Annotated in this window: 16 protein-coding genes; 8 read left to right on the top strand and 8 right to left on the bottom strand. The window is 68.8% G+C overall.

Translation table 11 applies throughout. The annotated features are described in order from the left end of the window. The first annotated feature begins 5 nt into the window (after positions 1-5). A complete protein-coding gene (locus ACVJ6E_RS15195) occupies positions 6-755 on the top strand; it encodes an SDR family oxidoreductase (protein ID WP_097174792.1) in 750 nt (249 codons plus the stop codon). 124 nt (positions 756-879) lie between these two features. Here ACVJ6E_RS15195 and ACVJ6E_RS15190 read toward each other — a convergent pair whose 3' ends face one another. Then, positions 880-1,719, bottom strand: coding sequence for an HpcH/HpaI aldolase/citrate lyase family protein (locus ACVJ6E_RS15190; protein WP_120269352.1), 840 nt, complete (start codon positions 1,717-1,719; stop codon positions 880-882). 242 nt (positions 1,720-1,961) lie between these two features. Here ACVJ6E_RS15190 and ACVJ6E_RS15185 point away from each other — a divergent pair, with 242 nt between their 5' ends. From ACVJ6E_RS15185 to ACVJ6E_RS15175, 3 genes are all read left to right on the top strand, one after another. After that, positions 1,962-3,095 carry a CaiB/BaiF CoA transferase family protein gene (locus ACVJ6E_RS15185; protein ID WP_120269353.1) on the top strand — a complete coding sequence of 378 codons (1,134 nt, stop codon included), beginning with the start codon at positions 1,962-1,964 and terminating at the stop codon, positions 3,093-3,095. Continuing rightward, positions 3,082-3,786, top strand: a complete 705-nt coding sequence (locus tag ACVJ6E_RS15180; protein WP_120269354.1) for a class I SAM-dependent methyltransferase — start codon at positions 3,082-3,084, stop codon at positions 3,784-3,786. Before ACVJ6E_RS15185 ends, ACVJ6E_RS15180 begins: the two co-directional genes overlap by 14 nt. A 122-nt stretch (positions 3,787-3,908) precedes the next feature. Beyond that, positions 3,909-4,715, top strand: coding sequence for a class I SAM-dependent methyltransferase (locus ACVJ6E_RS15175; RefSeq protein ID WP_158592699.1), 807 nt, complete (start codon positions 3,909-3,911; stop codon positions 4,713-4,715). A gap of 3 nt (positions 4,716-4,718) precedes the next feature. On the opposite strand, the gene ACVJ6E_RS15170 is transcribed toward ACVJ6E_RS15175, so the two are convergent. After that, positions 4,719-5,651 (bottom strand): LysR family transcriptional regulator, encoded by a 933-nt coding sequence (locus ACVJ6E_RS15170; protein WP_120269356.1) that lies wholly within the window; start codon positions 5,649-5,651, stop codon positions 4,719-4,721. Positions 5,652-5,814: 163 nt separating this feature from the next. On the opposite strand from ACVJ6E_RS15170, the gene ACVJ6E_RS15165 reads away from it, so the two are divergent. From ACVJ6E_RS15165 to ACVJ6E_RS15150, 4 genes are read left to right on the top strand one after another with little or no spacing between them, the layout of a single operon-like run. After that, positions 5,815-6,783 (top strand): TAXI family TRAP transporter solute-binding subunit, encoded by a 969-nt coding sequence (locus ACVJ6E_RS15165; protein ID WP_120269357.1) that lies wholly within the window; start codon positions 5,815-5,817, stop codon positions 6,781-6,783. 24 nt (positions 6,784-6,807) lie between these two features. After that, positions 6,808-8,673, top strand: coding sequence for a TRAP transporter fused permease subunit (locus tag ACVJ6E_RS15160; protein ID WP_120269358.1), 1,866 nt, complete (start codon positions 6,808-6,810; stop codon positions 8,671-8,673). After that, a complete protein-coding gene (locus tag ACVJ6E_RS15155; protein WP_120269359.1) occupies positions 8,670-10,007 on the top strand; it encodes an acyclic terpene utilization AtuA family protein in 1,338 nt (445 codons plus the stop codon). Before ACVJ6E_RS15160 ends, ACVJ6E_RS15155 begins: the two co-directional genes overlap by 4 nt. A gap of 2 nt (positions 10,008-10,009) precedes the next feature. Next, positions 10,010-10,321, top strand: coding sequence for an AtuA-related protein (locus tag ACVJ6E_RS15150; RefSeq protein ID WP_120269360.1), 312 nt, complete (start codon positions 10,010-10,012; stop codon positions 10,319-10,321). Positions 10,322-10,328: 7 nt separating this feature from the next. On the opposite strand, the gene ACVJ6E_RS15145 is transcribed toward ACVJ6E_RS15150, so the two are convergent. The 6 genes from ACVJ6E_RS15145 to ACVJ6E_RS15120 all read right to left on the bottom strand — a co-directional run bounded on the left by ACVJ6E_RS15145 (position 10,329) and on the right by ACVJ6E_RS15120 (position 17,530). Then, positions 10,329-12,215 (bottom strand): sugar phosphate isomerase/epimerase and 4-hydroxyphenylpyruvate domain-containing protein, encoded by a 1,887-nt coding sequence (locus ACVJ6E_RS15145; RefSeq protein ID WP_120269361.1) that lies wholly within the window; start codon positions 12,213-12,215, stop codon positions 10,329-10,331. Next, entirely contained in the window at positions 12,212-13,315 is a 1,104-nt protein-coding gene (locus ACVJ6E_RS15140) for a Gfo/Idh/MocA family protein (RefSeq protein ID WP_120269362.1), read from the bottom strand. The genes ACVJ6E_RS15145 and ACVJ6E_RS15140 overlap by 4 nt, the downstream gene beginning before the upstream one ends. 80 nt (positions 13,316-13,395) lie before the next feature. Then, the gene (locus ACVJ6E_RS15135; RefSeq protein ID WP_120269363.1) at positions 13,396-14,922 is read right to left on the bottom strand and encodes a tripartite tricarboxylate transporter permease; all 1,527 of its coding nucleotides are present in this window, start codon (positions 14,920-14,922) and stop codon (positions 13,396-13,398) included. Position 14,923: 1 nt separating this feature from the next. Then, the gene (locus ACVJ6E_RS15130; RefSeq protein ID WP_158592700.1) at positions 14,924-15,406 is read right to left on the bottom strand and encodes a tripartite tricarboxylate transporter TctB family protein; all 483 of its coding nucleotides are present in this window, start codon (positions 15,404-15,406) and stop codon (positions 14,924-14,926) included. A gap of 67 nt (positions 15,407-15,473) precedes the next feature. Next, positions 15,474-16,466 (bottom strand): tripartite tricarboxylate transporter substrate binding protein, encoded by a 993-nt coding sequence (locus ACVJ6E_RS15125; RefSeq protein WP_185925928.1) that lies wholly within the window; start codon positions 16,464-16,466, stop codon positions 15,474-15,476. Between the two features lie 137 nt (positions 16,467-16,603). After that, complete coding sequence (locus ACVJ6E_RS15120) at positions 16,604-17,530, bottom strand: LysR family transcriptional regulator (protein WP_120269365.1); 927 nt, start codon at positions 17,528-17,530, stop codon at positions 16,604-16,606. Positions 17,531-17,567: the final 37 nt, after the last annotated feature.

Raw genomic sequence — 17,567 nt, 5'->3', positions numbered from 1 at the left:
AAGACATGCGACTTCAAGGAAAGACCACTCTCGTCACGGGCGCTGCCTCCGGCTTCGGCAAGGGCATCGCCGAGACCTATGTGCGCGAAGGCGCCAAGGTGGCGATCGTCGACCTGAACGAGGACGGCGCCAAGGCCGTGGCCGCCGAGCTCGGCGATGCAGCCATCGCCATCAAGTGCGACGTCTCCAAGGCCGAGGACGTGGCGGCGGCCGTGGCGAAGACCTGCGATGCCTTCGGCTCGCTCGACATCGTCGTCAACAATGCCGGCTGGACCAACCCGAACCGTCCCCTGATGGAGACGGACGAGGCGACCTTCCGCAAGATCTACGACATCAACGTGCTGTCGATCTTCCACATGACCAAGACCTGCGTGCCGGTGTGGCGCGAGCAGGGCGCCGGCGTGATGATCAATGTCGGCTCGACCGCCGGCATCCGTCCGCGCCCGGGCCTGACCTGGTACAATTCGTCGAAGGGCGCGGTGAACCTGATGACCCGCAGCCTTGCCGTGGAGCTGGCGCCCGACAAGATCCGCGTCAACGGCATCGCCCCGGTGATGGGCGTCACCGGCCTGCTGGAGCAGTTCATGGGCATGCCGGACACGCCGGAGAACCGCGCGAAGTTCCTGGCGACCATCCCGCTCGGCCGCCTGTCGCAGCCGCGCGACATCGCCAATGCCGCGCTCTACCTCGCCTCGGACGAAGCCGACTTCATCACCGGCGTCATCCTCGAGGTCGATGGCGGCCGCACCATCTAGGCAGTCAGCCTGACCGAGCAGCCATACTGAGCAGCCGGGGTCCCCTGCCCCAACCACTGAAAACGCCCGTGCCATTGGCACGGGCGTCTTTTTTTGTGCAAGAATCGAGGGACAGCCGGCCGGATCAGCCGGCGGCGGACCCGGCCCGCGCCAGGATCTGCCGGGCCTTGATGATCACCGGCGCATCGACCATCGCGCCATCGACGGCGACCGCCGCAGCGCCCCCTTCCACGGCAGCAAGCACCCGCTGCGCCCACTCGCACTCGGCCTGAGACGGCGCAAAGCCCCGCCGCGCCGGAGCGATCTGCGCGGGATGGATGATCAGCTTGCCGGCAAATCCCATTTCCACCGCATGGCGGCAGTCGGAGGAGATCAGGTCCTCGTCCTTGAGCGCGGTGGTCACCCCGTCGATGGGGCCGGACTGGCCGGCAAGGCGCGCGGCCATCGCCAGGGCGAAGCGGGCCGGGCGCAGCACCTCGCGCTCATGCGCCATGCCGAGATCGGCGGCAAGATCGATGGAGCCGAAGGCCATCCGGGCGCTGGCACCGGCGACCTCCCCGGCATTGGCAAGGCCGCGGGCGCTTTCCACCAAGGCGATCACCGGCAGGCCGGTCGCCTGCGCAACGCCGGCGCAATCGGCCGCCGTCTCCGCCTTGGGCAGGACGACGCCGGCAAGGCCGGCAATGCCGGCGCAGGCGGCAAGGTCCGCCGCGTGCCAGGGCGTGCCGCTGGCATTGACGCGCACCAGGATGCTCGCCGCGCCGACCAGCGGGGCCAGCGCCTCGGCGAGACCGGCGCGCGCGGCCTCCTTGGCGTCCGGCGCCACCGCGTCCTCCAGATCGACGAAAACCGCATCGGCACCGGCGGCGACCGCCTTGGCGAAACGCTCCGGCCGGTCGCCGGGCACGAAGAGCGGCAGGGTGATGCGGTCGACCTTCTCGGTCGTCTCGTTGGGATGTGTCATGATGGGGTCCGCCAGATGGGTTGGTCAGAAGTGCAGGCGCCCAAAAGAACCCGAGCGGCGCCCGCGTGCCAATAGCGAATTGCGCCCGCCCTCATTGATTGCGGCTATGGCGGAGGCGGGCGGCAGGGCCAGAATGAGTGCCGGGGCATAGATTGCGGCAATAGCTGCGGGCGCTCCCCTCTATTACTCCCGATGCCGCGCTTCGGGCATACTGGCGCCACTTACAGGGAGAAGCTTTGAAAATGCAGGGTGATCTTTCCGGTCTCTTCGTGGTGTCCGTCGAACAGGCGGTGGCCGCGCCCTATCTGTCCGGGCGGCTGGCGGAAGCCGGCGCGCGCGTCATCAAGGTGGAGCGGCCCGAGGGCGATTTCGCCCGCGCCTACGATCATCTGGTGCATGGCGAGAGCGCCTATTTCGTCTGGCTCAACCGCGGCAAGGAATCCGTCTGCCTCGACCTTCGCGACGATGACGACCGCGCCCTCCTGGCCGCGATGATCGCCAAGGCCGACGTCTTCATCCAGAACCTTGCGCCCGGCGCCATCGACCGCCTCGGCTTCGCGCCCGACCGGCTGCGCCAGGAGAACCCGCGGCTGATCACCGTATCGATCTCCGGCTATGGCGACGAGGGCCCGTTCCGCGACCTGAAGGCCTACGACCTGCTGGTGCAGGCGGAAAGCGGGCTGTCGGCAATCACCGGCAATGCGGAAGGCCCGGCGCGCGTCGGCGTCTCGGTCTGCGACATCGCCGCCGGCATGACTGCGCATCAGGCCGTGCTGCAGGCGCTCTTCGCCCGCGAGCGCACCGGCGAGGGTCGGCATATCGCCGTATCGCTGTTCCATGCTCTCTCTGACTGGATGAACGTGCCCTACCTGCAGTTCGCCTATGGCGGCAAGGAGCCGGAGCGCAACGGCCTCAACCACCCGACCATCGCCCCGTATGGCGCCTATTCGGGAAGCGACGGCAAGGACGTGCTGTTCTCGATCCAGAACGAGCGCGAGTGGGCGAACTTCTGCCGCGACGTGCTGGAGCGTCCCGAGGTTGCGACCGACAGCCGCTTCACCAGCAATTCCCGCCGTGTCGCCCACCGCGCCGAGCTGGACGCCATCATCAACGAGGTGTTCTCCGGCCATCCGCGCGATGCGCTGGCCGACCGGCTGCGCGATGCCCGCATTGCCTTCGGCCGGGTGAGCACGATGGACGACCTGGTCCGCCACCCGCAAAACCGCCATGTGGAGACCGACACGCCGACCGGCCCGGTGCGCCTGCTCGCCCCCGGCGCGCTGGTCAACGGCAAGTCACCGGAGTTCGGCCCGGTGCCGGCGCTCGGCGCCGATACCGACAGGGTCCGCGCGGAGTTCTCCCGTGTCGACGCCTGAGGCGCTTCCCGTCCCGCAGACCGGCGAGCGGCTGCTGGAGATCCTGAAGGACCGCAAGGCCCGCAACGTACTGGACATCGGCTGCGGCCACGGCGCGCTGTCGCGCTCGCTGGCCGCCAAGGGCTTTGCGATGACCGGCATCGACCCGGACGAGGCGGCCGTCGTTGCTGCCCGCAAGGCGGTGCCGAATGCACGCTTCGAGCAAGCGACCGCCGAGGCCCTGCCTTTCGCGGACGGGAGCTTCGATGCCGCGATCTTCCTCAACGCCCTGCACCACGTGCCCGAAACGGTGATGCGCCAGGCACTTGCCGAGACCCGGCGCGTACTGAAGGACGGCGGCGCACTGATCGTCGTGGAGCCGCTCGCCCGCGGCACCTTCTTCGAGGTGATGCGCCCGGTCGAGGACGAGACGGAGATCCGGGCCGCGGCCCTGCGCGCGCTCGATGCCGACATCGCCAGCGGAAACTGGCACGTCGCCCGGCACGACACCTACGACCGCCTGTCGGACTTCGCCGCGCTGGAGGAGTTCATCGACTATCTCGTGGCCGTCGACCCGGCGCGCAAGACGGTGGCGCAAGAGCGCCGCGGCGAGCTGGACGCGCTGTTCAAGGCCAATGCAACGGCGAGCGAGAAGGGCTTTCGCCTGATCCAGCCGCTCACGCTCTACGAGCTGCACCCGGCCGCCGGCTGACGCCCGCCCCTTGCAAGTCTCGCCAGCTTGCCCGCTTTGCGGTGCGGTGCTTAACTCGCAAGGCCCACCCAGGGGCCGGTCCGTATCGGGCCGGCCACTCCCAAGCCATGCAGGAGCGCTCCATGCCGGAGACCCCGGTTGCCGACCAGTACCGCACGAGCGGCAATCTCAGGGCGCGCGGCGGGTTGCACGCGCGCTACGCCAACCGAAACTGGTTCGACTGGGTGGGCGCGCAGCTGGAGCTGACGCCGGACAGCGACGTGCTCGATATCGGATGCGGCGCCGGCTGGTTCTGGCTCTCCGCCGGCAACTCCTGCCCCTCCGGCCTGCGGCTTACGCTCACCGACAATTCCGCCGGGATGGTGTCGGAAGCGATCGCCAATCTGGAGCGAGACGACCGCATCCCGTCGCTCGCAGGCAAGACCTGCGACGCGGCCGACCTGCCCTTCGCCGACGCCAGCTTCGACGCGGCCATCGCAATGCACATGCTCTATCACGTGGAGGATGCCGGACGGGCGCTCGACGAGATGGCCCGCGTGTTACGCCCGGGGGGCCTTGCCGCCGTCACCACCAATGGCGAGGACAATCTCGGCGCGCTGTTCGATCTCGGCAGCCGCGCCTTCGGCGATGCCCCGCGCGACCCCGCCGCCCGCATCTTCGGCCCCGGCCGGGCGCTCGAGTTGTTCGGCGAGCGGTTCGATGATGTCGCCCTCCACCGCTTCCAGGACGTCTATGTCATCGCCGACGCCGACGACATCGTCCAGTATCTGACGTCCTACCCGCCCGGAAACCGGGCCGGCGAAGCGGAGATCACGGCACTGCGCCGGCTCGTCGCCGCGCGGCTGGACGAGGCCGGCGGCGTGCTGAACGTTGCCCGCGAGGCGGTTCTCGTGTGCGGCCGCGCCCGAGATGCCCGGCCGGCACGCTGAGGCTCAGCCGGTGCCGAACGGGTCCGGAACCTCGCTGGAGAGGTCGGAATTTCGCACCAGATCCAGAAAGGCAGTGGCGGCCGGCGAGAGCACATGGCCGGCCCGCCAGATGATGCCGACATGGCGCAGCACCTCCGGCTCCACCAGCCGGCGGTAGATCAGATTTCCCGAGCTCAGCACCGGCAGCGTCAGCACCGGCAGGGCGGTCACGCCCAGCCCCTGCGACACGAAGGCCCCGGCGGTGGCCAGATGCGCCACCTCGAAACGCGGGCGGAACGGCAGGTTCTGCTGCGAGCAGGCCGCATCGATCAAAAGCCGCACGCTGGTGCCCTTCGCCATGGCAACCAGCGGCATCTCGACCAGCTCCCGCCAGGTGCAGCTGTCGCGATCCTCCAGAATGCCGCCGGCGGCCCCCACTGCCACGAACGGGTCCGACAAGAGGGTGCGGAACGAGATCCGGTCCGAGCTTTCCACCGCTCCGGCCGTGAAACCGAGATCGGACTCGCCCTGCTCGACCGAGCGGATGACGCTGTCGGAGAGGGCGTCGTTGATCTGCACGTCGATATCGGGATGGCGGGCGAGAAACCGCGCGACCAGCGAGGGCAGCAGACCGGCGGTCACCGAGGGCAGGCCGGCAATCGTCAGCCGGCCGCGCCGCGCGGCGAGATAGGCGTCGAACTCCGCTCCCGCATTGGCGGCGGTGTTGAGCACCTGCTGCGCCAGGCGCAACAAGGTGTGCCCCTGCGGGGTCAGGGAGACATTGCGGGTGTCGCGGTTGAACAGGCGGGTGCCGAGCCGCTCCTCCAGCCGGGCGATCTGCCGGCTGAGCGCCGAGGCGGACATGCCGATCTCGTCGGCGACGGCGCGAAACCGCCCGCCGGTGGCGAGGCTGGAAAAGACCCGCAGATCCTCCAGATCGAATTTGTTGCGATCCATGCATCAATTATCGCAAAATAAGCACTTCTGACAACAAAGAACCTGGGACACTCTTGCAGGCGGGTACAGGTCCGCGGCAGTGTGGGCGCCGGAGGAGCGGCGTCCTGCCGAAACGGCCGACCCGAGATCGCTGCCCGCCAAGGGCACATGGGAGGAAATCACGATGCGACTTTCACATCTCGCCATGGCGGGCGCGCTTGCGCTTGCGCTCGCCCAGCCCGCCAGCGCCCAGGAGAAGCTGCTGGTCGGCTCCACCTCGGCCTCGTCCAGCCATTACGGCTATTTCGTTTCCGTCGCCAAGCTGGTGAACGAGAAGGCGGGGGGCCTGGAGGCTTCCGTCGTGGAGACCGGAGCGACGCTCGACAACCTGCGCCGCATCGAGCGCGGCCAGGTCGACCTCGGCCTCGTCACCACCAATGTCGCCCAGCACGCCCATGCCGGCACCAACGAGTTCGACGGCCGGCCGATGAAGCTCGGCCTGCTGTGGGTCTATACCGGCGCGCCGCAGAACGTCATCGTGCGCCAGGACGCCGAGGTCGGCAGCCTCGCCGAGCTGAAGGACGTGCGCTTCAACCCGGGCATCAAGGGCTCGGCGACCGAGAGCACCACCGAGGCGGTGTTCGAGGCTCTCGGCCTGTCGGCCGACTATGTGCGCGGCTCGACCACCGACGTCGTCGACATGATCAAGGACAACCGCGTCGCCGGCTACGTGAAGTCGGGCGCCGGCACCAAGCTCGACGGCTCGACCCTCGACATCGCCACCTTCACCCCGATCAAGGTGCTCGGCCTCACCGACGAGCAGAAGGCGGTGCTCGCCGAGAAGATGCCGGACGTTTCCATCGTCGACGTGCCCGCCGGCGCTGCCGACGGCATTCCGGCCTACTCGACCTGGAGCTTCGGCGTCGGCGCGGCCGCCGGTCCCGCCCTGTCGGAAGAGGCGGCCTACAAGATCGTCAAGGCGGTGATGGAGGACAAGGAGGCCCAGGGCGCGGCGCTGGCTTCGGTCAAGGGCGCGGATCTGGCCCAGCTGACCCTGCAATACGCCACGATCCCGCTGCATCCGGGCGCCGCCCGCTGGTACCGCGAGCAGGGCATCGAGATCCCGGCCCGCCTGCAGCCCACCGCCAACTGACGTTCGAGCCTCGGGAGGATCGCCGTGCTGAACCGGACCCGCGACGCCCTGGCGCTGCTGACGGGCATCTTCGTCTTCTACACGGCAGCGACAGGTCCGTTCGAGAGCCTGATCCAGCGCGCGATCTTCCTGGCGCTCGTCGTCTGCCTCGGCCTTGCGGTCTATCCGCTGGGCCATGGCCGGCGCTGGCGCCCGCTCGGCCTTGCCGTCGACCTTGCGGCCGCCGGCATCTCAATCGCCGCCTGCGGCTACATCGTCGTCAACTACGACCGGATCATGACCACCCTGCCCTGGGCGACGACGCTGGACATGGCGCTGACCCTCGGCCTCGTCGCCTCGGTTCTGGAGATCGGCCGCCGGGCCGTCGGCATCATCTTCCCCGCCCTCGTTCTCGTCGGCCTCGCCTATGCGCTGTTCGGCGACATGCTTCCGGGAACGCTGGCCCATCGCGGCTTCGACAGCGCCTTCGTAACCGAGACCATCTTCCTCGGCGACCTCGGCATCTGGGGCATGCTGACGGGCGTCGCCGCCACCGTCATCGCCGCCTTCGTCCTGTTCGGCTCGCTGCTGCTGCATACCGGCGGCGGCCAGAGCTTCATGGATCTTGCCATGCGCATCGGCGGCCGCCAGGCAGGCGGCGCGGCCAAGATCGCCACCATCGCCAGCGGCCTGTTCGGCATGATCTCCGGATCGGCGGTGGCCAATGTGGCGACCACCGGCAACTTCACCATCCCGATGATGAAGCGCCTCGGCTACCCGCCGGCCTTCGCCGCCGCCGTCGAGGCCGTCGCCTCCACCGGCGGCCAGCTGGCCCCACCGATCATGGGCGCGGCCGCCTTCGTCATGGCCGAGATCCTAGGCGTCTCCTACATCCAGATCATCACCGCCGCGATCATCCCGGCGCTGCTGTTCTATCTCTCCGTCTTCGTCACGGTGCACATCGTTTCGGTGCGCAAGAACCTGACGCTGGTGCCCGAGGACGAGTTGCCGGCTTGGTCGACCATCCTCGCCCCGCGCCGGGTGTTGCCGATCCTGGCCGCCATCGGCGGACTGGCCATCGGCGTCTATCTCGGCCGCTCGGTCGCCACCACCGCCTTCTACGGCATCACCGGGCTGATGATCGCCTTCGTCGCCACCTCGATCGGCCAGATGCCTGCTTCGAAGATGGCGAGCCTCGTCGTCGCCGGCATCAAGGACGCCGGCAAGGGCATGGTGATCATCGGCGTGCTGCTGGCCGGCGCGCAGATCCTCGTCTCGATGATCAACCTCACCGGCATCGGCGTCACCTTGAGCTCGATGATCGTCTCGCTGGCCGGCGACTCCGCCCTGCTGGTGGCGCTGATCGTCGGCGGCGTCTGCCTGATCATGGGCATGGGCCTGCCGACGACGGCGGCCTATGTGCTGGTCGCCGCCGTGCTGGCGCCGGCCATGACCGCCGTCGGCATCGACCCGCTGGCGGCCCATCTCTTCGTCTTCTACTTCGCCACCATCTCGGTGATCACCCCGCCCGTCTGCGTCGCCGTCTTCGTCGGTGCCGGCATCGCCCAGACCAACTGGCTGCCGGCGGCGATGGAGGCCGTGCGCCTCGGCGCGGTCACCTATGTGGTGCCCTTCATGCTGCTGCTCTATCCCGGCATGACGGCACAGGGCGACTGGATGGCCATCGGCAACGCGCTCCTGTCGGGGCTGGTGCTGGTGATCGCCATTCCCGCCGTGCTGAGCGGGCAGAAACTCTTCGCCATTCGCGCCCTGGACATCGCCGTGTTCGCCACCTCCATCGCCCTCGCCATCTGGCCGCACCCGGCCGCACCGCTGATCGCCGGCCTGCTGCTCGCCCTGTCCTGGCATTTCGGCAAGGCGCGCCGGCCCCTGAGGGGAGCGGCAGGATGAAAAGCCTGAGGATCGGAACCGGCGCCGGCTTTTCCGGCGACCGCATCGAGCCGGCGGTGGACCTCACCGCGCGGGGCGAGCTCGACTATCTCGTCTTCGAATGCCTGGCCGAGCGCACTATCGCGCTGGCCCAGCAGGCGCGGCGCGCCGACCCGGAGTTCGGCTACGACCCGCTGCTGGAGCGGCGCATGCGCGCGGTGCTGCCGGCGCGCGGGACAAACGGCCCGCGCATCGTCTCCAACATGGGCGCCGCCAATCCGCTGGCCGCCGCCCGCAAGACGCAGGAGATCGCCCGCGAGCTGGGGCTCAAGGGCCTCAAGATCGCCGCCGTCACCGGCGACGACGTGCTCGCTGCCGTCGAGGGATCGCAGCTGGAGCTGCTGGAAACCGGCGGCACGGTGCGCGATCTCGGCCGGCCGCTGCTCTCCGCCAATGCCTATATCGGCGCCGCGCCCATCGTCGCCGCGCTGGAAGCGGGCGCCGACATCGTGCTCACCGGCCGCGCCGCCGACCCGGCGCTCTATCTCGCGCCGCTGGTCCATGCCTTCGGCTGGGCGATGGACGACTGGCCGCTGCTCGGGCGCGGCACCCTGGTCGGCCACCTGATGGAATGCGGCGGCCAGATCACCGGCGGCTATTTCGCCGACCCCGGCTTCAAGGACGTTGCCGGCCTTGCCCGCCTCGGCTTTCCCATTGCCGAGGTCGAGGCGGACGGCACCGCGATAATCACCAAGCTTGCCGGCACCGGCGGCGCGGTCACCGAGGCGACCTGCAAGGAGCAGCTGCTCTACGAGGTGCACGATCCGGCCGCCTATCTGCAGCCCGACGTCATCGCCGACTTTTCCGGCGTCGAGATCGCGGCGCAAGGCCCCGACCGGGTACGCATCTGCGGCGGCTCGGGCCGCGCGCGCACCGGCACGCTGAAGGTCTCGCTCGGCTATGTCGACAGCCATGTCGGCGAGGGACAGATCTCCTATGCCGGGCCGGGCGCGGTAGCGCGCGGGCGGCTGGCGCTGGAGATCCTGCGCGAGCGGATCGCGAAAGGCCCCGTGCCCTATATGGAGACGCGCGGCGAGCTGATCGGCGTCGACGCGATCCTGGGCGGATCGAGCTCCGCCGCCCATGAGGCGCGCGAGGTGCGGGTGCGCTTTGCCGCGCGCGCAAGCACGGCCGAGGACGCCCGGCTGGTCGCCGACGAGGTGGAGAGCCTTTATCTCAACGGCCCGGCGGCCGGCGGCGGCGTGACGCGCCAGGTGCGCGAGATCGTCGGCATTCTCTCCACGCTGATCCCGGAGACCGAGGTCTCCCCTGGCCTGACCCTTATGGAAAGCTGACCATGCTGCTGCGCGACATCGCCCACTCGCGGACCGGCGACAAGGGCAACATCTCCAACGTCTCGGTCATCGCCTACGAGATGGCGAACTGGCCGCTGATCGAGGCGGCGGTGACGCCCGAGCGGCTGCGCGCCCATCTTGCCTGGCTGGAGATCGGCGAGATCGAGCGCTTCACCCTGCCCCGGCTCGGCGCGCTCAACTTCGTGCTGCACGGCGCGCTGAAGGGCGGCGTCACCCGCTCGCTGGCGCTGGACGCGCATGGCAAGTGCCTGAGCTCGGCGATCCTCGACATGGAGATCGCCGGGCCGGCGTGACGCGCGCTCAGCGGCGCGGCACGGTCTCGGGTCGCAGGTGGCGCTTCTGCGCGGCGATGCGGAACTGCGCATTGGCCGCGCCATAGCCGCGATAGCCGCCGCGCCGCTCGACGATTTCGAAGAAGAAGCCTTCGCCGTAGTTCGGGCCATAGAGCTGCAAATATTCGCCCTCCCCGTCCCGGTCGTAGAGGATGTTCTCGGCCCTCAGCCTGTCGGCGAAGTCCGGATCGAGGCCGAAGCGCGCCTCCAGGTCGTCATAGTAGTTGCGCGAGATCTCCAACGACGTGAAGCCGCAGGCCTTCAGCGCGGCGGCGGTCGCGAAGATGTCGCGGCTTTCGAAGGCGACATGCTGGACCGCCGAGCCGAAACTTTCGGCGATGAAACGGCCGGCGAGCGTGCGCCGGTTCTCCGCCCCGTTCAGCGTGATCCGCAAGGCCCCGTCCGCCGTTTCGATGGCCTGGCTGCGCACCAGTCCGGCCGGGTCGACCACATCCACCATCGGCGTCTTCGCCGTCGCGAAGATCGAGGTGTAGAACAGCGTCCAGGTCAGCATCTCCTCGTAGTTCATCGTCTGTGCCAGATGGTCGATGGAGACGAGCCCGGCGGCAGCGGACGCCTTGCCGCCCTCGACTAGGCGGAAATCGGTCTCCCAGAGCCCTGCGAGCTTCTCGTCGATGAAGTGCATCACGCCGCCGCCGACGCCCCGGATCGCGGGAATGGCGAGCTCGCCCGGCCCGACCGGCTGGTCGAACGTGTCGGCGCCCAGCGCTCTCGCGCGCGCCACTGTGGCCGCGGCATCGGCGACCTTGAGGCCGATGGCGCAGACCGACGTGCCGTGCACCAGGTAGGAGGAATGGGCAAAGCCCTCCCGCTCGGTGTTGATGAGCAGGTTGATCCCGCCCTGCCGCCACAAGGTGACGTCCTTGGAAACGTGGCGGCCGGCCTCGACGAAGCCGAGGCTGGCGAACATGCGCGCCAGTTCCTCCGCCTCCGCCTCGTCGGCAGCGAACTCGACGAACTCGATGCCCTGCGCCTCGATCCGGTCGGGCATTTCGGGCAGCGAGATGCGCACGTCCGGCTCGCGGCGGCGAACCTGGTCCATCAGGTAGACGAGCGAGCGGTGACCGTCGACGGCGATGGATTTCGGCGAGCCCCCGCGAAACTGGTCGTTGAAGATCTCCAGCGACAGCACCCCGTCATAGCCGGTCGCGGCGACCGCCCGCATGAAGTCGGTGACCGCAAGGTCGCCCTCTCCCGGCATGTTGCGGAAATGCCGGCTCCAGTAGAGCAGGTCCATGTCGATCAAGGGCGCGTCGGCCAGCTGGACGATGAAGATCCGGTCGCCGGGTATCGCGCGGATCGTGTCGACATCGGTCTTGCGCGCCAGCGTGTGGAAGCTGTCGAGGATGATGCCGACATTGGGATGATCGGCACGGCGCACCACCTCCCAGGCATCGCGATGGTCGTTGACGTGCCGGCCCCAGGCCAGCGCCTCGTAGCCGACGCGAAGGCCGCGTGCCGCCGCGCGCGCGCCGAGCTCGGCGAAATCGTCGGCCGCGCGGTTGATGCCGCCGAGCGAGACCGGCGAGACGTTGGAGCAGACCAGCATCAGGTCGGTGCCCAGCTCCTGCATCAGGTCGAACTTGCGCTCCGCCCGGTCGAAGGCGCGCGCCCGGTGCGGCTCCGGCATGCCCTCGAAATCGCGGAACGGCTGGAACAGCGTGATCTCCAGCCCGGCATCGCGGATCATCGCGCCGACATCGCGCGGACTGCCGTCGAAGGCGAGAAAGTCGTTCTCGAAGATCTCGATTCCGTCGAAGCCGGCGGCCGAGATCGCCGCCAGCTTTTCCCGAAGGTCTCCGCTGATCGAGACGGTGGCGATGGACGTCTTCATGGGGCACCGGCCTTGCTGTGAGAGGAAAGGGAAACGCCTGCGGCAGGCGGAACGGCGAGGCCCAGCGGCGGCGGGACCTCGACCTCGCCGCCGGTCTCCGCTGCCCGGCGGATGGCGGCGAGCACGTCGAGCGTCGCAAGGCCTTCCTCGCCGGGGACCAGCGGCACGGCCCGGCCGAGCGCGACCTCGCAGAAATGGCGCATTTGCAGCGCGAAGGGGTCGCCGCCCTGCCGGGTCAGCACCTTGCGCGAGATCGGCTGCGCCCAGTCGGCAGCCCCCTCGTAGTGCCAGAGCCCGAGATCAGGCAGCGACAGCGATCCGGCCGTGCCGCCGATCGTGTAGCAGCTGGCCGAGGTTTCCGGGTAATCCGGGTTCTCGCCGGCCGTCAGCTCCCAGCTCCAGGGCGCGGCGACGGCATCGGAGACGGTCATGGTGCCCAGCGCGCCATTGGCAAAGCGCAGGAGCACGGCGGCCGTGTCCTCCACCGCATGGCCGCGCGCCAGCGAGGAGGAGCGCGCCTGCACGCTGGCGACATCGCCGCACAGGTGGCGGAGCAGGTCGATGTCGTGGATCAGGTTGGTGAGGATCGGCCCCCCGCCCGGTTGGGTGCGCCAGGGTACCTCGAAATAGCTGTCCGGCTTGCGGAACCAGCACAGCGCGTTGACCGCGACCAGCCGGCCGATGGCACCGCTGGAGATCTCCGCCCGCGCCGCCGCGATCAGCGGATTGTGCCGCCGGTGATGACCGACCAGCAGCGCAACGCCGGCAGCGCGCGCCGCGACGACCACCTCGCGCGCCGCCTCCGCCGTATCGGCCAGCGGCTTTTCCACCAGCACCGGCACGCGGGCCGCGATACAGGCGAGCGCCTGCGGTGCATGCAGCCGGTTCGGCGTCGCCAGCACCACCCCGTCTGGCCGCAACCGGGCCAGCATCTCGTCAAGGCTGTCGAACCACGGCACGCCAAAGGCCTCCGCCGCCTGGCGCCCGTCCGCAGACGGGTCGGCGACGCCGGCGAGCTCGCCCTCGCGGGCGGCCTGGGCCATGTGCACGCGGCCGATCTTGCCGGCCCCGACAATGGCGATGCGGGCTTTCGTCTTCATCTCTTCGCTCTTTCGCGCCATGAGGCCCGCCGCTTTCCGGGCGCGGTCTCAGGTCTCCGGCAGATCGGCCCTGCCGGCGGTCATCCCGCCCCGCGCCCCTGCGCCCGCCTTCCCCGCCACGCCTCGCGCGCCATGCGGCCGAGCGGCGTCTGCGAGATCAGCAGCGCCAGGAAGGCGATCAGCAGCACGCAGGAAATCGGATGCGACAGGAAATCCCAGATGAAGGTCGCCGGATCGTTGCGCGCCCCGATCATCGCCCGCCGATAGTTGGAATCCATCATCGGACCCAGGATGACGCCGAGGATCACCGGCCCGACCTGGAAGCCGTAGACCTTCAGGAAATAGCCGAACACGCCGAACAGCAGCATCCAGTAGATGTCGACCGGATTGTTCTGGATGGCGTAGGAGCCGACCGCCGACAGGATGATGATCAGCGGCAGCAGGATCGCCTTCGGGCACTCGACGATCTTGGTGAAGATGCGGATGCCGGTCAGGCCGAAAATCAGCAGGAAGATGTTGGCGAGCGCCAGGTTGCCGACCGTGAACCAGAACAGGTGCGGGGTCTCGACCAGGAGCAGGGGGCCGGGCTTCAGCCCATGGATGAAAAGCGCGCCGATGATGACGGCGGTCACCGCATCGCCCGGAATACCGAGCGTCAGCATCGGCACGAAGGCGCCGCCCACGGCCGCGTTGTTGGCCGCTTCCGGCGCCACTAGGCCTTCCTTGGCGCCCTCGCCGAAGGGCACTTCCGGGTTCTTCGTCGCCCGCTTGGCATCGTCATAGGCCAGCAGGGCGGCAATGTCGCCGCCGGTGCCCGGCAGCGCGCCGATCACCGTGCCGATGCCCGAGGCGCGCATGGCAACGCGGAAATAGCGGCGCACATCGGCAAGGCGCGGGATCACCCGGTCGATCTTCTGTTTCACCGCCGGCAGGTCGAGCTGGTGCAGCTGCACGAAGGCCTCGGCGACGCCGAAGAAGCCGATCATCGCGACCACGTAAGGGATGCCGCCCATCAGGGTGATCGTGTCGAAGGTGAAGCGCCCTTCCGCCGTCATCGGGTCGAGGCCGACCATGCCGATCAAGACACCGAGCGCACCGGCAAAGACGCCCTTGGCGAAGCTTTCGCCGGACAGGGTGCCGACGAGCAGGATGCCGATCATCGCCAGCAGCAGGTAGTCGCGCGAGGTGAACATCAGCGCGAAGTCGGCGAGCATCGGCGCGAACAGGGCGAGCGCCGCAATGCCGACGAAGCCGCCGAACACCGACATCACGGTGGTCAGGCCGACCGCCTCGCCGGCCTCGCCGCGCTTGGCCATCGGGTAGCCGTCGAGCGCGGTGGCGATGGCGCTCGGCGCGCCGGGAATGTTGAGCAGGATCGCGGTGCGCGACCCGCCGTAGACGCCGCCCACATAGACGCCGGCGATCAGCGCCAGCGCGTCGTTGACGCTCCATTTGAAGGTGAAGGAGATCAGGATCGACACGGCCATCGTCACCGACAGGCCGGGGATCGCACCGACATAGATGCCGGCGAGGGTGCCCGCCGCCGTCAGCATCAGCAGCCAGGGGTCGAGCCAGGAGATCGCCAGGTATCCGAAGGACTCGAGCATGTCAGAACAGCCCCTGCAGCAGGGTTCCCTTGGGCAGCACCACCTGGAAGACGAGGCTGAACACCACGTGGATCGCCGCCAGTCCGGCAAGGCTGACCAGAGCCGTCAGCCAGGGGCTGCGCCGCCACAGGAACTGGATCGACACGAACAGGAAGACACCCGAGGCGGCAAGGAAGCCGAGGTAGGGCATCGCCAGGATGTAGAGGCCGACCAGCACCACCATCACGGTCTGGCGCAGCGGCGTGATATCGGCGAGGAACCGGCGCAGACCGCCGCCGGCCGGGGTCATCGCCAGCGCCTTCAACAGGATCACCAGCGAGCAGACGACCATCAGCCCGGTCGCCAGCATCGGAAAGATGCCGGGGGTCGACAGGCCGGAAAAGCCGGAAATCTTGTAGGCCTCGCTGAACAGCCACAGGCTGAGCGCGAGAAGGGCGACGGCGAAGGCGAGCTCGCCCGGCCGCCGCTGGGCTCGCGAGGACATCATGACCCTCCTGGCAGCATGAGGGCTGCGGCCGGAACCCCGTCGTCCCGGCCGCAGCGCTGAGGCGTTACGGGCGCGGGATGCCCAGGCTCTCCGGGCTGACCTTGGCGGCGCCCGTGTCCTGCAGCGCCCAGGCCGTGACCTGCTGCCACTTGGCAAGGAAGGTCTCTGCCTCCTCGCCGGAGATGTTCATCATGACGTTGCCGCGATTGGCCATCAGCGTCTTGAACTCGTCGCTGCCGGCCGCCGTTGCGAAGGCGTCGACCAGCTTGGCCTTGACGTCGTCCGGCGTGTCCTTGCGCACGAAGACGCCGTAGAACGGGCCCCAGGGCAGGTAGGCGGACATGCCGGGGATCGTGTCGGTGACCGCCGGAACGCCCGGCAGCGTGTCGACCGGCTCGGCATTGACGACCGCCAGCGCGCGCATCGTGCCGGCCTTGATCTGCTCGGCCGCCGCCGACAGACCCGACGGCATGAAGTCGACCTCGCCGCCCAGCATCGCGGTCAGGCCGGGGCCCTCGCCGTCGAAGGGAATGGCGGTGACGTCGAAGGGCGCGGAGTTGGAGAGCAGCGCGCTGACCGTCGAAGGCAGGCCGCCGGGGCCGGTGGAGCCCATCTTGACCTGGCCCGGATTGGCCTTGATGTCGTCCAGCAGCTCAGCCAGCGTCTGGTACTTGGAGGCCTGCGGCACGACGATCACGGCAACGCCGCGACCCAGAATGTTGACCGGGTAGAAGTTCGAGTAGTCGAGCTTGCTGACGCCCATGATCGGGTGCAGCTGCGGGTTCTCGGCGCCATAGAGGAACGTGTAGCCGTCGGCAGGCGCGGCGTTCACATAGGCGGTGGAGATGGCGCCGGCGCCGCCGGACTTGTTCAGCACCACGATGGGCTTGCCGAGCGCGGCCTCCGCGGCCGGGTTGACCGCACGGGCGACGACGTCGGTGGCACCGCCCGCGCCCCACATCACCACGCCCAGCATCTCGCGCTCGGGGAAGTCGGCGCTGGCAACGCCGGCGGACAGGGCAAGAGCAGCGACTGCTCCGGCAAGACTGCGGATCATCATTTCCTCCCAGGATCGTTGTTGCGGTCCGCCCGGTCCTCCCAGACCGTGAGATGGCAGCCGCTATTGCATGTCAAAAATCGCATGCCGAAAAACTTAACGCAAATACCAATAATGCAGAGATCAATAACCTGTGGTTATGTCGCCGTGCGCCGGGTCGCCGCGTCCATTTCGCCCCGCAGCAGCTCGATGAAAGCCTCGGCGAAGCCGGAGATCTCCAGGTCCGAGCGCCGCGCCACATAGGTGCGGAACGGCGTCGGCTCACAGATCGGGATCAGACGGATGTCCGGCTCGACGCGCGGCAGATCGGCGACCGTGAAATTGTCGAGAACGGCAACGCCGAGGTTCTGCCGCACCAGCCCCAGGACCGTCGTGCCGAAGCGGGCGCGGATCTCGATGTGGAAGTCGAGACCCTGGCGGGCGAAGATCTCGGCCAGGATCGCGCCGTAAGGGTCCGCCGGGTCGATGCCGATCAGCGGGAAGGCGGCGATCTCCGCCGCGGTGACCCTAGCGCGCGCGGCAAGCGGGTGGTCGCGATGGGCGACGCAGAACAGGTGCCCCTGCGCCAGCGGCTCGAAGACGATCGAGGAATGCTCGAAGCGGTGGCTCATGCACACGAACTGGCCCTTGCCGAGCAGCAGGAAGTCGATGGCCTCCTCGATCTTCAGGATCTCGATGTTCATGCGGATGTCGGGATAGCGGGCCTTCAGCCCGGCCGCCGCCAGCGGCACCATCACATTGGCGATGCTGGGCACGGAGGCGAGCGAGATCTCGACATCGTGGCCGCGTTCCAGCTGGCCGATGGAGACCTGCAGGTGGACGAGCTTCTTGTGGACCTCCTGCAGCTGCAGGAACACCTGCTGCGATTCCGGCGTCGGCACGTAGCGGCCGCCGCTGCGGGTGAACAGCTTGATGCCGAGCGAGGCTTCCAGATGCTTCATCGTCCGGCTGATGCCGGGCTGGGCGACGTTGAGAATGCGCGCGGCACCGGCAATCGAGCCCGCTACCATGACGGCGCGTAGCACTTCGATCTGGCGGAGCGTCAGCGGGGTCTCGTTGGCCATGCGCGGGCAAGGCTACAGCCGCGCCCGCCGCTTGGAA

It is taken from the genome of Stappia sp. G46H5W, from assembly GCF_058448995.1.
Note: the sequence above shows the minus strand (reverse complement) of the source record. Positions and strands in the feature narration are given on the sequence as shown.